Genomic DNA, 13,445 nt, shown 5'->3' with positions numbered 1-13,445 from the left:
TAACGTTGAGGGGGTTTGTTTTTTTGGGTAACTACCGTTGGCATGTACTAATATCGAAGAAGGAGTGGATTTCTTTGCAGGAAAGAGAACAGTTAGCCACGAGGTTGGGATTTATTTTGGTCTCTGCAGGATGTGCCGTTGGATTGGGAAACGTATGGCGATTTCCCTATATTACGGGGCGTTACGGAGGGGCAGTCTTCGTACTCTTTTATGTTCTCTTTCTTATGGTGATGGGGCTTCCCATCATGGTGTGCGAATACGCCATGGGGAGGGAGAGTCGAAGAAATTTGGCGGGCGCTATGCTCGCCCTTGAACCTCCGGGCAGCAAATGGCACATATACGGCTACCTGGGGGTAATGGGAAACATGATCCTGATGATGTTTTATACGACCGTAGCAGGATGGGGTCTGGCATATGTTTACCATACTGCTGTCGGCCATCTTTCCATGTTATCACCCGAAGAAGTTGAGGGTTTTTTCGCTTCCTTTGTAGCCAACACTCCCCAATTGGTCCTCTGGATGGCTTTGACCGTTATACTCGGCTTTATCGTTTGCTCAATAGGATTGCAGGCGGGAGTTGAGCGAGTCAGCAAAGTTTTGATGTCCGGATTATTTTTATTGCTAATCGTCCTTATCATACGTTCCGTTACTTTGCCCCGGCGCTGAAAAGGGCTTGGCCTTTTACCTTAAACCTGATTTTTCCAAACTAAGTTGGGAAGCGGTTTATGCAGCCATGAGCCAGGCCTTCTTTTCTTTGAGCTTAGGCATAGGAAGTATGACGATCTTTGGAAGTTATCTGAGTAAAAAGAGAGCTTTGACGGGGGAATCTGTATATGTCATATTTTTTGGGGCGCTATCAGCCTTGATGGCCGGATTGGTCATATTCCCGGCCTGCTTTGCCTTCGGAGTGGATGCCGGAGCTGGCCCAGGATTGATCTTCGTGACCCTTCCAAATGTGTTTAACTCCATGATGGGCGGAAGGCTGTGGGGGACGCTTTTCTTCGTCTTTCTCTCCTTTGCCTCTCTCACAACAGTCATAGCCGTTTTTGAGCATCTTATCGCCTTTACTATGGATGAATGGAAGTGGAGCCGGAAAAAAGCTTCTTACATCGGCATAGTTGTCATGTTCATAGCTTCCCTTCCCTGCGTTTTGGGTTTCGGTCCATGGAGCGGTTTGGAGATCCTGGGAGAAGGCACTAATATACTAGATTTAGAGGACTTTATCGTGGGCTTCAACCTCCTTCCCATCGGCTCCCTCATTTTCGTGCTCTTTTGCACTTCCAAATACGGTTGGGGTTGGAATAATTTCATGAAGGAAGCCAACACCGGAATAGGCCCTAAATTTCCCGAGGGTTTAAGGGGCTATATGACCTACGTTTTGCCTGTTATAATTGCAATCATATTTGTCGTGGGGTATTACCAATTTTTCTGTTAATATTCGTACAAGGGTGTTTATTTTTCAATAAGAGAAATTTAAATTATGGTATAATATACAAACAATGAAATTATTTTCCACATGGAGGAATTTAAATGCCTGGCGTTGCAAACATACGGGTTTTAGAAAGAGCAGTAGATGTCATGAATTGTCTTGCCGAGCTGGGACAGCCTTCAAGTCTGTCGGAGATAGTAGACAAGATATCGTTGCCCAAAACTACTGTTTTTAGGATTCTTAACACCCTTGAAGAACATTCGCTTGTCGTGCGCTGTAACGGGCAGTACGCCATAGGTCCCGCAGTGCTTTTTTGGGCCAGCGCTTACAAGGGGCAAAATGTCTTGCTGGAGATAGCTAAACCCTACTTGGTGGAGCTATGGGATTTTACCAGAGAGACAGTTCATTTGATATCCTTCGATGGGGAAGAAGCATATTATATCGAGAAGTTAGATACTCCTCATCCGGTGAGGATGCACTCCAGAATTGGTGCGCATCTGACTTTATATTGCACGGCAGCGGGGAAGGCGATTTTAGCTTCCTTGAGCAAAGAGGAGCTGGACGCCTATTTAAGGAAAACCCGGCTTGTTTCAAAAACGCCCAATACTATAGTTGATCGTGAAAATCTAATGGCCGAATTGTCTAAAATCAGGCAGGAAGGCTTTTCAAAAGATTTGCAGGAAAACGAAGAGGGAATTTGTTGTGTCGGAGCGGCCATATTGCAGAATGGCAGGCCTGTAGGCGCCATAAGCGTCTCCGCTCCGGCTTATAGGTTCCAAGAAGAAAAGATGCTAGAAGCGGGAAGAAAGGTTCAGGAAATTGCCGCCAAGATATCTGAGGCACTAAATTCTCTGCCCGGAATGTAGCGGTAGAAGGTGAATACAATGTCTATATTGCAAATAACTCCCAAAGATAACGTTGCAGTTGCTGTAAAAGAACTTAAAACGGGCGATGTCGTAACAATTGGCGGACAGTTTTTGACGTTGATAAGTGATGTGCCCGTAGGACATAAGGTCGCTTTAAAAGATATAAAATCCGGAGAAAAGGTGGTAAAGTACGGATTCCCCATTGGAAGGGCAATTGTTGAGATTCGAGCAGGGGAGCATGTCCATGCTCATAATATGAAAACCAATCTGGAAGGCTTGGAGGAATATTCCTACGAACCAAAGAATTATCTGACTTGCCCCGATTCCTCGATAATGCGGAAATTCAAGGGATTTATGCGTAAAAACGGTTTGGTGGGCATAAGAAACGAGATTTGGATAGTGCCGACAGTGGGATGCATAAACGAAATTGGGGATCTGGTAATTAAAAAAGCCAAGTCAATGCTCGACGGTAAATCTTTCCCGTTCACGATCGACGGTTTTAACGTCATGGCTCACCCCTTTGGCTGCTCGCAACTCGGAGGAGATCTGGAAAAGACCCAAAAAATACTTGCTGGAATAATAAAACATCCAAATGCGGCCGGGGTATTGGTTTTAGGGTTGGGATGTGAAAATAACACACTCGATTCTTTTGTCGCGCATCTTGGCGATTTCGATAGGGAGAGAGTTCGTTTTCTTATCGCTCAGGAAGTGGATGACGAAATAGAAGCGGGAGCAAAAATAATATGCGAGCTGGCAGAAAATGCATCTTCTGACAGGAGAGAAGACGTTCCCATTTCGTTGCTGTCGGTTGGCCTTAAATGCGGAGGTTCTGACGGATTTTCGGGCATAACAGCCAATCCGTTGCTTGGGGCTTTCTCGGATTTCCTCGTATGTGCAGGGGGCAGTTCTGTTCTGACGGAAGTGCCTGAGATGTTCGGGGCTGAGAGGCTGTTGATGGAAAGGGCCGAAAACGAAGAGGTATTTGAGAAAATCGTCAAACTTATCAATGGGTTCAAGGAATATTTTATATTCCACGGACAGCCCGTATATGAAAACCCGTCTCCCGGAAATAAGGCCGGCGGAATAACGACTTTAGAGGAAAAATCCCTTGGTTGTGTTCAAAAGGGCGGCAGAGCGCCAGTTGTAGACGTCTTGCCCTATGGATGTCAAGTCACGAAGAAGGGATTGTCTCTGCTGGAAGGACCTGGCAATGACCTAGTTTCATCAACTGCTCTGGGAGCCGCCAGTTGTCACATGGTTCTTTTTTCGACAGGCAGAGGTACGCCTTTTGGCACATTTGTGCCTACCGTAAAAGTATCCACCAACAGCGATCTCTATTGCAGAAAAGGAAATTGGATAGATTTTAACGCAGGAACTTTGCTCGAAGGAGAGCCAATGGAGAAGCTTTTAGATAAATTTATTCAAAAAATAATAGACATAGCCTGCGGAGAAAAGACGAAAAGCGAAGAAAACGGATTTAGACAGATAGCCATCTGGAAAGACGGAGTTACGTTATAATTTAAAAAAACGGGAGAGACTCTCCCGTTTTTTTACCTTTGAACCCTTCCGCTTACGTCTCCGCCCATCAGGTTTAGTACATCTTCTTTGCTTACCCTATTGAAGTCACCGGGTATCGTATGTTTAAGAGCTGAAGCGGCTACGGCAAATTCCAAAGCGTCCTTTGGGTCTTTAAAATGTCTCAATCCGTAAATTAGACCTGCACCGAAAGAATCTCCGCCGCCCACTCTATCTACAATATCCGTTATTTGATACTTGCGACTTACCATGAATGCGTCTTTGCTGGCTAAAATAGCAGACCAGTTGTTATGGTCTGCGCTTATACTTTCTCGCAATGTTGTGGCAACGTAACTGAGTTGAGGATATAGATCGAATACCGTTTTTACTATTCCCCTGTAGCTTTCCGGATCTAAGGCGCCTTTGGTTACATCAATATGGGCATCTATTCCAAGCGCCAACTGGCAATCCTCTTCGTTGGCGATCATTACGTCGAGATATTTAGCCAACTCTCTCATGACCTCGGGTGCCTTTTTGCCCCACTTCCACAGCTTTTTTCGGTAGTTCAGGTCGCAAGATACTGTAATTCCCATGTCTTTTGCCTTTTTAACTGCCTCTAACGTTGCCATGGCAGCCCCTTCGGAGACGGCAGGTGTAATTCCCGTTACATGAAACCAATCGGCATCCTCGAAGATAACGTTCCAGTCCATATCTTCCGGTTTGATTTCAGAAAAGGAGGAATGGGCACGGTCGTAAATTACTTGCGATGGCCTAAAACATGATCCCTTTTGTGCGTAATATATTCCCACTCTTTCACCTTTGAATACTATGTGCGAAGTGTCGATCCCAAAGGAACGCAAATTCATAACGGCTGCTTTCCCTATCGGATTGTTTGGCAGTGCCGTGACGAAGCTCGTATTTTCACCGTAATTTGCCAAAGAAACAGCTACATTGGCCTCGGCACCCCCAAAGGTGGCCTCCAAAATCGGGCTTTGGAGAAGTACCTCGTGGTCCGGAGGCGATAGACGAAGCATTAACTCGCCGAAGGTAATTATTGTTTTTGCCATTTTATATTCCTCCTTTTATAGATATAAAAAAATTATAAGCTCATAGCTTTAGCTACCACCTCTTTTGCTATGGATGTTACAACGTTGAAATCACCTTTTTCTATAGCAGGCCTAGTAAGGAAGCTACCGATACCTACAGCAACTACTCCTGCCTTAAACCATTGGTCCATATTTTCCAAAGTTACACCGCCTGTGGGTATCATCTTAAGATGGGGGAAGGGGCCTTTTAGCGATTTTACAAAATGAGGACCCAGCACATCGCCCGGGAACACTTTTAATAACTGTGCTCCAAGCTGAGTAGCCATAAATGCTTCTGTAGCTGTTCCGATACCTGGCATAACAAGCACGTTATATCTATGACATGCATGAATAACATCGGGAACTAAACAAGGAGATACAATAAACTTAGCTCCAGCTTTAATGCAAGCAACAGCGGTTTCTGAATCACACACAGTCCCGGCCCCGATTAATACATCCTGACCCAACATCTCTTCTTGAAGGGTTTCTATAGTATTTATGGCTTTTGGTACAGTCATAGTGACTTCAATTGTTTTAATTCCTCCATTATGAATGGCTTTGCATAACCTTAACCCTTCATTGGCAGATTTAGCTCTTATTACTGCAATAACTTTTGCGGAACAGATATAATTAATTGTGTCAAACATATTGATTTATATCCTCCTTAAAACTAAGAATTTATTACACTCCTAACACTTTCTACGGCACCTTTGTTTAAGAGATCGTGCAAATAAAGTGAAATTTTATCGATCATTTCGGGCACTTTTAACAAGCCTTCGGCTTCAAGCTTTGGATGGGAGAGAGCCTTCTCTACGATAGATCTGCATTGTCTTATGCCAAAAGAGGCATCAGGAGCGTCCCAAATGCTTTTCATGAATTCGAGTATTTCCTTATCATCTCTAATGGGATATTCTTCGCCGTTATCACGAGTACCGTAGAAATATTTACCGTCAGTCCTGGTGATCTTGTAGAACCTCAGATAGCCTGCGACGGACAAAAGCAAACGGTTCGGAAGTTTTCCGGTGGTTGAATAAAAATCAAGAAGGCTTGGTATTACACGAACGGCTAGCTTACTCGTTGAATTTAAAGTTATATCCAGCAAGGCGTGTTTAATGTAGGGGTTTTTGAATCTTTCTAGCACTTCTTGAGCGAATGCCGATATTTCTGATTTATTGCCGGGAACGGTAGGAACTACCTCCTCGAACAGGAGGTCTTTCAAGTATGCACCGATAATTGGATGCTCGACCATTTCTTTTACATAGTTTAAACCTGCAGCATAAGCTAAAGTGACAGTGGATGTGTGTCCTCCGTTTAGGATGCGAACCTTTCTGGTTCGATAAGGTGTTATGTCCTCTGTGAAGATCACGTTGAGGCCTGCCTCATGTAGGGGGAATATGTCTTTTACAAAGCTTGGTCCTTCTATTACCCATAAGTGAAACAACTCCGAAACCACGAGGTTGTTGTCGACATATCCCAACCTCTTTGTCAGCTCTTCGATTTCATCCTGCGGATATCCCGTTACAATTCGATCGACTAAGGAGCAGCAAAATGTGCACTCTTTGTCCACCCAGTCGATAAATTCTTTTTCTAGGTCGAATTTATGGCATAATTTTATAACACATTCTTTTAATACATCACCATTACGGTCAATGAGCTCGCAGGGAATGAATATCAGTTTACCTTTATCTTTGCCCAATGTCTTATACCGTTCGTAAAGAAGTCTGGTTACCTTGGCTGGAAAGGAGTGGGGAGGGTTGTCGTCGAAACGATCGTCAGGCGATATGGCAATTCCCGCTTCGGTCGTGTTAGAGACGACTATTTTGATGTTTGGATCTTTTGCCTCTTCAAGCACGTCGTCCCATTGCCCGTATGCCTTAAGCGCCTTGTCGATGCTTCCTACGATTCTGATCTCTTCTTTAGGTTGTCCTTGATGAATACCTCGGGCTATATGGGTGAATATACCGTTTGAAGCGTTAATTGCATCGGCTCTGCCTTCGTGTATAGGTTGAATAACGATAACTTTACCCTTAAATATGTCTTTGTCATTTGCCATTTGTATGAGCGAGTCGACAAAGGCTCTCAGGAAGTTTCCTTCTCCGAATTGCATGACCTTTATAGGTAGGTCTAGAGTATTGGTTTTAGGTAATAATAGATATTTTGAATAACCGCTTTCGCTAAGGATATACAACATATTGCGGTTTAAATTTTTCATTTTTAACGCTAACCTCCAGATTGATATAATAAATTACTAATGTTATCGTGCAATAGATGATTTATATTCTGCTTGTTTTCTTAAGACGTCAACCCACACAGCAAGTATTACAACTGCACCTATAATTACCGTTTGCCAGTAGGCTGATACATTGAGAAGATTAAGTCCATTCCTTAAAACACCCATAATTAACACACCGATAATGGTGCCACCTACTGTACCTTCTCCACCAAAAAGGGAAGCGCCTCCAATAACAGCTCCTGCTATAGCATCGAGTTCGGCTCCTAATCCAGCAAGCGGATAGGCTGAGTTTACCCTTCCCGCAAGCACAAGGGCGCTTAAAGATGCAAGGAACCCGGCACTTGCAAAGACAATATTCAAGACTCTATCAACATTAACTCCGGAGAGTCTGACAGCTTCTCTGTTGCTTCCTATAGCATAAACATACCTGCCAAAGGGAGTGTGATTCAAAATAACGTAGTATATTAGATAGACTATTAAGACTAAAATTGCAGGGACTGGAATTCGCATCATTTCTCCTGTACCAAAGAACCTGATAAGTAACGGTAAACCAGATATGGGAAATCCAGCAGTGATTATTAAGCTTAATCCTCTAGCGATATTCATCATTCCTAATGTTGAGATAAATGGGTGCGGTAATTTAAGTTTTGTTAACAAAAGCCCGTTGCAATATCCCAATGCAGTTCCAGCAAATATTCCCATAATAACTGCAATCACAGGATTGACACCCATCTTAACAGCAAAAAAAGCCATAACACACATGGAGAATGCTTGGATCGAACCAACTGACAAATCAATTCCTCCAGTAAGAATTGGAAGAAGAACGCCTAAAGCAAGCAGTGCATTAATAGACGATTGCTTAAGAATATTCATTACATTATTAAATGTTAAAAAGTGTTCGGAAATAATAGATAGTACTATACATAGGCATATGAGCCCTATTAATGCGCCGAACCTTCTAAGGAAATTAGACATTTTTTATCTTATCCTCCCTTCTGTTTGAAACGACGCGTTCTAAATATTTAAAGAAAAAACCAATCGAAATACGAATAGCTATTTGTATTTCGATTGGTTTAGTGGAGCTATAGTTTTGTAAATGGACCTATTATTGGTAGTTCATAAACGGATTTCCACCCAGGACTGAATGGTTCTTTCAAGAACGGTTCGAGCTCTTTTGGGTCTCTTAATGTCACCTTTTCTACAGGTGGAAGCACGCCTGGCGGAAATGCCTCTCTAATGTGATCGTGTAATAAGGTGAGGTAGCTTAATATTGCAGCTATAGGTCTTTTGGCTTTTTTGGGATTTGCTTTACTTGGATGGCCAACAACACCCTCAGGGGTAGCTGCCCTCTCAATTGCCATGTGACCTTCGCCTTGAGACCATGCCATAGGTCTGTGGAAAGGATCAACTGATTTATCAAAATGACCATCTGGCAGGAACGATTCACCCTCGGCATCCTGTACATATTTCATGTCGATCATATCTGGGAACAAAAGTTGGGCCACAGATGTTTCAGACTCATCAGCATGCACAAAATGGGTTTCAAGACTATCTTCTCTATCAACAGGGAAGAAAAATTCTCGAACAGCACGATGCCAATCGATAACCATAAAAATACCTGGTAATTGAAAGCGTTTGCAGAACTCTTGGACAGCTGATTCGAGCATCCATAAATGACCGTGATTATTGATAAGTATAATTTTCCTATACCCATCATTCCATAGCCCCAACATTACGTATATAAGTGTTTCTTCTACTACTTCCTTAGGCATTATGATGGTTCCAGGCATTCCAACGTGATGATAAGGGTGTCCCCCGTAGTTAAGCGGAGGAAGCGCAAGATTTACCTCGTGTCCCTTCTTGGCAGTATACCTCCGTATCCCTTCAAGGATTTGTGTCACCATAAAAGTATCTAATCCGCTATTTGCGTGAAGTCCGTGATTCTCCGTACATCCAATTGGAACAAAAACGATATCGTTTTTGCGCCTTTTTTCTATTGCAATGGCTCGGGGTGTTGTTTGTATATACGATCCTGCTTTTCCAACTTCTGGCGGTGACGGTATGTCGTATTCTTTTAAAATATTATCAATTTCACGTTCATTTGCTTCCCAAATTTTCTTTTTTAGCCTTCCAACAGAGTTATCCTCAAAAACTATTAAAGGATGTTGAGTTGTAAAAAACCCACTGGTCATTTTTTATCCTCCCTTTTATTTTAACGCTTTACCTTAATCCATAATACATGTTACTTTGCAGTCAGATTTATCGGTGCGCAAGTTTTCGATATACTTAGGCACTTCTTCCAGTTTAATTTTTCTTGTAATAATATTAGTCATATCCATACCAGAAGCCATTAAAGAAATCACACGTGGAAATGTACCATGTCCTGAGTGACCCTGAGCACCAACGATTCTTGCCCGCCTTACCTGAAAAACTTCACCAGTTACGGGAGTTTTTTCGGGAGACCTAGCCACTATTACGACAGTAGAATTTAAGGTCCTGCCTTTCCAAATTGCCTCTTCAATTTGAGGGAATATGATATGCGGAATCCCAGTTGCTTCTAAGTATAAAGCTGCACCTTCACCGTTGGTTAAGTCTAAGACTGCATCAGCGAAGTTCTCTTTTGTGGGATCTATAACATGATCTGCTCCCAATTTTTTCCCTAATTCACCTCGTTCTTTCATTGGCTCGGAAAGTATTACTTTAGCAGCACCAGCTCTTTTGAGTATGGCGCAACCAGCTAAGCCGATTGGTCCGCCACCCATAATTACAACGTTATCCCCAGGCCTTATACCGCCTCCACGCTCAATAACAGCATTATACGCAACACTTGTAGGTTCAACTAACGAGCCTAGGAGAAACAGCTTATCCTCTGAATAATGCTCCTTGATAGGATCTAAGCTCCAGGCAAGCTTAGCTGGAACGACAACATACTTAGCAAAAGCTCCGTCTACATTAAACCCAAGCTCGTCCAACTTTTCGCAGTGATTAGGCCATCCATCCGCACATGGTTTACATTGGCCACACCATATCATTTCCTCAACACAAACGACTTCGCCACCTTTAAAGGGTTTTAATGTGTTTTTGTCAAAAGCTCCGGGTCCAGCGTCAACTACTACGCCTGAAAATTCATGGCCTAATGTACAAGGGAAGCCCGTTAAGCCTGGGTAAATAATATAGCCATCATCGTCAGGCTGCGCCATATGCACGTCACTGCCGCAAATGCCACAAGCTTTGACCTCGATCAAAATTTCACCAGGGCCGGGTTTGGGAACGTCAACATCTTCTATGACGATGCGCGGGTTTTTCCAAACTTGACTTCCAAGGTATGTTTGGCGACCTTCAATGTCTTTTGGTCCTAACTTAAATTCCGGTTTTGGTGTCCAATCAGCATATAACCTCACAGCCTTCATTTTTGATTACCCCCTTAATTATAGTTTATATATGAAATAGACTTTCATCATGCAAAACAACTATATCATACTACGGCATATTACTTTTGACAAGGCCCTTTTTATAATTTATTAATTTTATGACAACTGTAAAATGTAAAGCGCCAAGGATATTTTCTAAAGGTATATAAACCATATATTAAAGCTGTAGAAAAATAGATTATTAATAGTTATGTCAAGCTTCGATGTAAACTTAAGATAATTATGAACATTTATATTCCGCGTTCTATTGTAAATATATTATGTAAATATGATACTAAATTACCTCAGAAAATTTAACAGGTCTGTTTTCAGTTAATGATTTTTGGGCAGCATATCCCATTAATAACGATATTTTTCCATCTTCACCTCCAACCGGAGGGATTTCATCTTGCATGACACAAGATATGAAAGTTTCGATTTCATGTATATAAGCTTCTTTATATCTTTCTATAAAGAAATATACAGGGTTAGATAGCTGTGTTTCATATGGATTAGATAAAAATGCAAAATCTTTAGGCATATTTTGGTTCATTATCATCCCCTCTGAGCCAAAAATTTCAACGCGTTGATCATATCCATAAACAGCTTTACGGCTATTGTTAATTATCACTCTTGCGCCAGATTTCATAGTTATCACAATGGCTGCTGTATCAACATCACCAGCTTTTCCAATGGCAGGATCTACTAAAGATGAAGCTGAAACATAAATCTCATAAGGCTCATCATTTAACATAAATCTTGCCATATCGAAATCATGTATAGTCATGTCAAGAAAAAGCCCCCCAGAGCTTTTAACATAATCTAAAGAAGGAGGAGCGGGATCCCTACTTGTGATTATAGCTAAATGTGGAGTTCCTATTTTCCCAGATTTAATCTCTTCCTTCATTTTGCTAAATGTTGGGTCGAACCGCCTGTTGAAACCGAGAAAAAACTTAATGCCCGATATGTTTATAGAATTCAGAGCGTCATTTACTTCTTCTATTGTTAATGCTATTGGTTTTTCGCAAAATATATGTTTCTTAGCAGATGCTGCTTCCTTAATGATTTGTGCGTGAGTATTCGTGCTAGAGCATATTACCACCGCTTCAATAGAGGGATCATTTAACATTTCTCGATAGTCATAATACTTTTGATTAATCTGCAATTCCTCAGCTACAGAATTAACAGCTTCCTCCGATATGTCAGAGATTGCTGCTAGATCGGCTTGTATAATACTTTTGATATTACGGGCATGCATCCTTCCAATTCTTCCTAGACCTATTATTCCTACACGCAGTTTTCTCACAGACAACACCTCACTTAACTTAATGGATATTTTATTAGTAGAATATTTATGCTACTTCTTTTTTGCGATATGCGGTTGCATAACGCATAATTAGTTCTTGGTCAAAACACGATCTATCGTCAATCAAGCCTGTAATCCTACCGTTACACATGACCATTATCCTATCGCTCATGCCTATTATTTCTGGCATTTCTGACGAAACCATTAAAATAGCAACCCCTTGTTTTATTAATTCATTCATTAATTCGTAAATCTCTACTTTAGCTCCAACATCAATCCCTCTTGTTGGCTCATCGAATATTAGTATTTTTGAATTGGTTGCCAACCATTTTGCTAAAACGACTTTTTGCTGATTGCCTCCAGAAAGTTCGTTGACTGGTCTTTCCAGAGAAGGCGCTTTAATATTCAACCGATTGAAATATTCATTGGAGATTTCTATTTGTTTGTTTTTGTCGATTATTTTAAGGGGTGATTTAGCTAATGAATTTAGAATTGGAAGTGTAATGTTTTCCCGGATGTTCATATATAGGACTAGCCCTTCCTCTTTTCTGTTTTCTGTCAAAAAGCCTATGCCAGCTTTAATAGCGTCTTTTGGAGTATTAATAATGACTTCTTCTCCTAGAACATAAATTCGACCTCTTGTTTTAGGATCAGCACCAAATATGCATCTACACATATCCGTTCTACCAGCTCCCACTAAGCCAGCGACACCTAAAACCTCGCCCTCATATAGAGAAAAGGAAATATCTTCAAGGAATCCATCTCGCGACAAGCCTTCAACTCGTAAATATTCCCCACCATGGTCTATGTAAATTTTAGGAAATTGCTCATCTAAAGTTCGTCCAACCATCATCTTAATAAAATCATCTATCGTTGATTCATTTACGTTGACAGTTGCGACACGCTTGCCATCCCTTAAAATTGTCGCTCTATCCCCAATTTCTTTCGCTTCTTCTAAGTGGTGTGATATAAATATAATGCTCTTATTAAGATCTTTTAGCCTTCTAATAATTGAAAACAGCTTATCTATCTCATGGGGAGTTAATGTGGCTGTAGGTTCATCCATAATAATGATTTGCGCATTTGTAGATATTGCTTTAGCAATTTCCGTTAATTGTTGGTTAGCAACACTTAACTCTTTTACTAGTGTTAGCGCACCAAAATCAGCATTCAATTCTTTGAGAATTTCCTGGGTGCTTTTTTTCATAGCTTCCCAATCAATGAGTCCATTTTTTTTTCTAGGCTCTCTTCCTATAAAAATGTTCTCTGCTACTGTGAGATGCGGTATTAAACTAAACTCTTGGTAAATTATCGCAATTCCAAGGTCCTGTGCGGTTCTAGGATCACCAATTTCGACCTCTTGATTGCTAATAAAAATCTTTCCCTCGTCTTTGGCATAAGCGCCTGAAAGAATTTTCATAAGGGTTGATTTGCCAGCTCCATTTTCACCCAAAAGAACGTGTACTTCACCAGGATAAAGTGTAAAATCTACGTGATCTAAGGCGATAACACCAGGGAAACGCTTAACTATGCCTTCCATCATTAAAACAAAAGGTTTTTTGTCATCTTGTTTCACATTAGTGCACCTCCTATCGAATAGCA

General features: G+C 41.5%; 10 protein-coding genes and 1 pseudogene. 3 read left to right on the top strand and 8 right to left on the bottom strand.

Translation table 11 applies throughout. The annotated features are described in order from the left end of the window. Positions 1 to 74: 74 nt before the first annotated feature. The 3 genes and pseudogenes from HMPREF1705_RS03490 to HMPREF1705_RS03480 all read left to right on the top strand — a co-directional run bounded on the left by HMPREF1705_RS03490 (position 75) and on the right by HMPREF1705_RS03480 (position 3,812). Positions 75 to 1,434, top strand: a pseudogene (locus tag HMPREF1705_RS03490) (sodium-dependent transporter). Positions 1,435 to 1,529: 95 nt separating this feature from the next. Next, on the top strand, positions 1,530 to 2,294 hold the full coding sequence (locus tag HMPREF1705_RS03485; RefSeq protein WP_009202296.1) for an IclR family transcriptional regulator: 765 nt from the start codon (positions 1,530 to 1,532) through the stop codon (positions 2,292 to 2,294). A gap of 18 nt (positions 2,295 to 2,312) precedes the next feature. After that, the gene (locus HMPREF1705_RS03480) at positions 2,313 to 3,812 is read left to right on the top strand and encodes a UxaA family hydrolase (protein ID WP_057940682.1); all 1,500 of its coding nucleotides are present in this window, start codon (positions 2,313 to 2,315) and stop codon (positions 3,810 to 3,812) included. A 32-nt stretch (positions 3,813 to 3,844) separates the two neighbouring features. On the opposite strand, the gene HMPREF1705_RS03475 is transcribed toward HMPREF1705_RS03480, so the two are convergent. The 8 genes from HMPREF1705_RS03475 to HMPREF1705_RS03440 form a co-directional block, all read right to left on the bottom strand. Further along, the gene (locus tag HMPREF1705_RS03475; protein ID WP_009202298.1) at positions 3,845 to 4,876 is read right to left on the bottom strand and encodes a sugar kinase; all 1,032 of its coding nucleotides are present in this window, start codon (positions 4,874 to 4,876) and stop codon (positions 3,845 to 3,847) included. Between the two features lie 32 nt (positions 4,877 to 4,908). Then, positions 4,909 to 5,541, bottom strand: a complete 633-nt coding sequence (locus tag HMPREF1705_RS03470) for a bifunctional 4-hydroxy-2-oxoglutarate aldolase/2-dehydro-3-deoxy-phosphogluconate aldolase (protein WP_009202299.1) — start codon at positions 5,539 to 5,541, stop codon at positions 4,909 to 4,911. Positions 5,542 to 5,564: 23 nt separating this feature from the next. Further along, positions 5,565 to 7,106 carry a tagaturonate reductase gene (locus tag HMPREF1705_RS03465; protein ID WP_009202300.1) on the bottom strand — a complete coding sequence of 514 codons (1,542 nt, stop codon included), beginning with the start codon at positions 7,104 to 7,106 and terminating at the stop codon, positions 5,565 to 5,567. A 42-nt stretch (positions 7,107 to 7,148) separates the two neighbouring features. Beyond that, positions 7,149 to 8,102: an ABC transporter permease gene (locus tag HMPREF1705_RS03460; RefSeq protein ID WP_050767894.1), complete on the bottom strand. Its 954-nt coding sequence runs from the start codon at positions 8,100 to 8,102 to the stop codon at positions 7,149 to 7,151. A 107-nt stretch (positions 8,103 to 8,209) separates the two neighbouring features. Beyond that, positions 8,210 to 9,319, bottom strand: a complete 1,110-nt coding sequence (gene iolN / locus HMPREF1705_RS03455; protein ID WP_009202302.1) for a 3-dehydro-scyllo-inosose hydrolase — start codon at positions 9,317 to 9,319, stop codon at positions 8,210 to 8,212. A gap of 33 nt (positions 9,320 to 9,352) precedes the next feature. Next, positions 9,353 to 10,537, bottom strand: coding sequence for a scyllo-inosose 3-dehydrogenase (gene iolM / locus HMPREF1705_RS03450; RefSeq protein ID WP_009202303.1), 1,185 nt, complete (start codon positions 10,535 to 10,537; stop codon positions 9,353 to 9,355). Positions 10,538 to 10,832: 295 nt separating this feature from the next. Then, positions 10,833 to 11,843, bottom strand: a complete 1,011-nt coding sequence (gene iolG, locus HMPREF1705_RS03445; protein ID WP_200778755.1) for an inositol 2-dehydrogenase — start codon at positions 11,841 to 11,843, stop codon at positions 10,833 to 10,835. A 46-nt stretch (positions 11,844 to 11,889) separates the two neighbouring features. Then, positions 11,890 to 13,419 carry a sugar ABC transporter ATP-binding protein gene (locus HMPREF1705_RS03440; RefSeq protein WP_009202305.1) on the bottom strand — a complete coding sequence of 510 codons (1,530 nt, stop codon included), beginning with the start codon at positions 13,417 to 13,419 and terminating at the stop codon, positions 11,890 to 11,892. Positions 13,420 to 13,445 lie beyond the last annotated feature (26 nt).

This window comes from Acetomicrobium hydrogeniformans ATCC BAA-1850, from assembly GCF_000160455.2.
Lineage (GTDB): Bacteria > Synergistota > Synergistia > Synergistales > Acetomicrobiaceae > Acetomicrobium > Acetomicrobium thermoterrenum.
The sequence above is the reverse complement of the archived record's forward strand: the minus strand, read 5'-3'. Positions and strand labels throughout refer to the sequence as shown.

Bases quoted from the DNA above. Each gene is read 5' to 3' on its own strand.
- HMPREF1705_RS03485 (WP_009202296.1), top strand. From the start codon at position 1,530: ATGCCTGGCGTTGCAAACATACGGGTTTTAGAAAGAGCAGTAGATGTC.
- HMPREF1705_RS03480 (WP_057940682.1), top strand. From the start codon at position 2,313: ATGTCTATATTGCAAATAACTCCCAAAGATAACGTTGCAGTTGCTGTA.
- HMPREF1705_RS03475 (WP_009202298.1), bottom strand. From the start codon at position 4,876: ATGGCAAAAACAATAATTACCTTCGGCGAGTTAATGCTTCGTCTATCG.
- HMPREF1705_RS03470 (WP_009202299.1), bottom strand. From the start codon at position 5,541: ATGTTTGACACAATTAATTATATCTGTTCCGCAAAAGTTATTGCAGTA.
- HMPREF1705_RS03465 (WP_009202300.1), bottom strand. From the start codon at position 7,106: ATGAAAAATTTAAACCGCAATATGTTGTATATCCTTAGCGAAAGCGGT.
- HMPREF1705_RS03460 (WP_050767894.1), bottom strand. From the start codon at position 8,102: ATGTCTAATTTCCTTAGAAGGTTCGGCGCATTAATAGGGCTCATATGC.
- iolN (WP_009202302.1), bottom strand. From the start codon at position 9,319: ATGACCAGTGGGTTTTTTACAACTCAACATCCTTTAATAGTTTTTGAG.
- iolM (WP_009202303.1), bottom strand. From the start codon at position 10,537: ATGAAGGCTGTGAGGTTATATGCTGATTGGACACCAAAACCGGAATTT.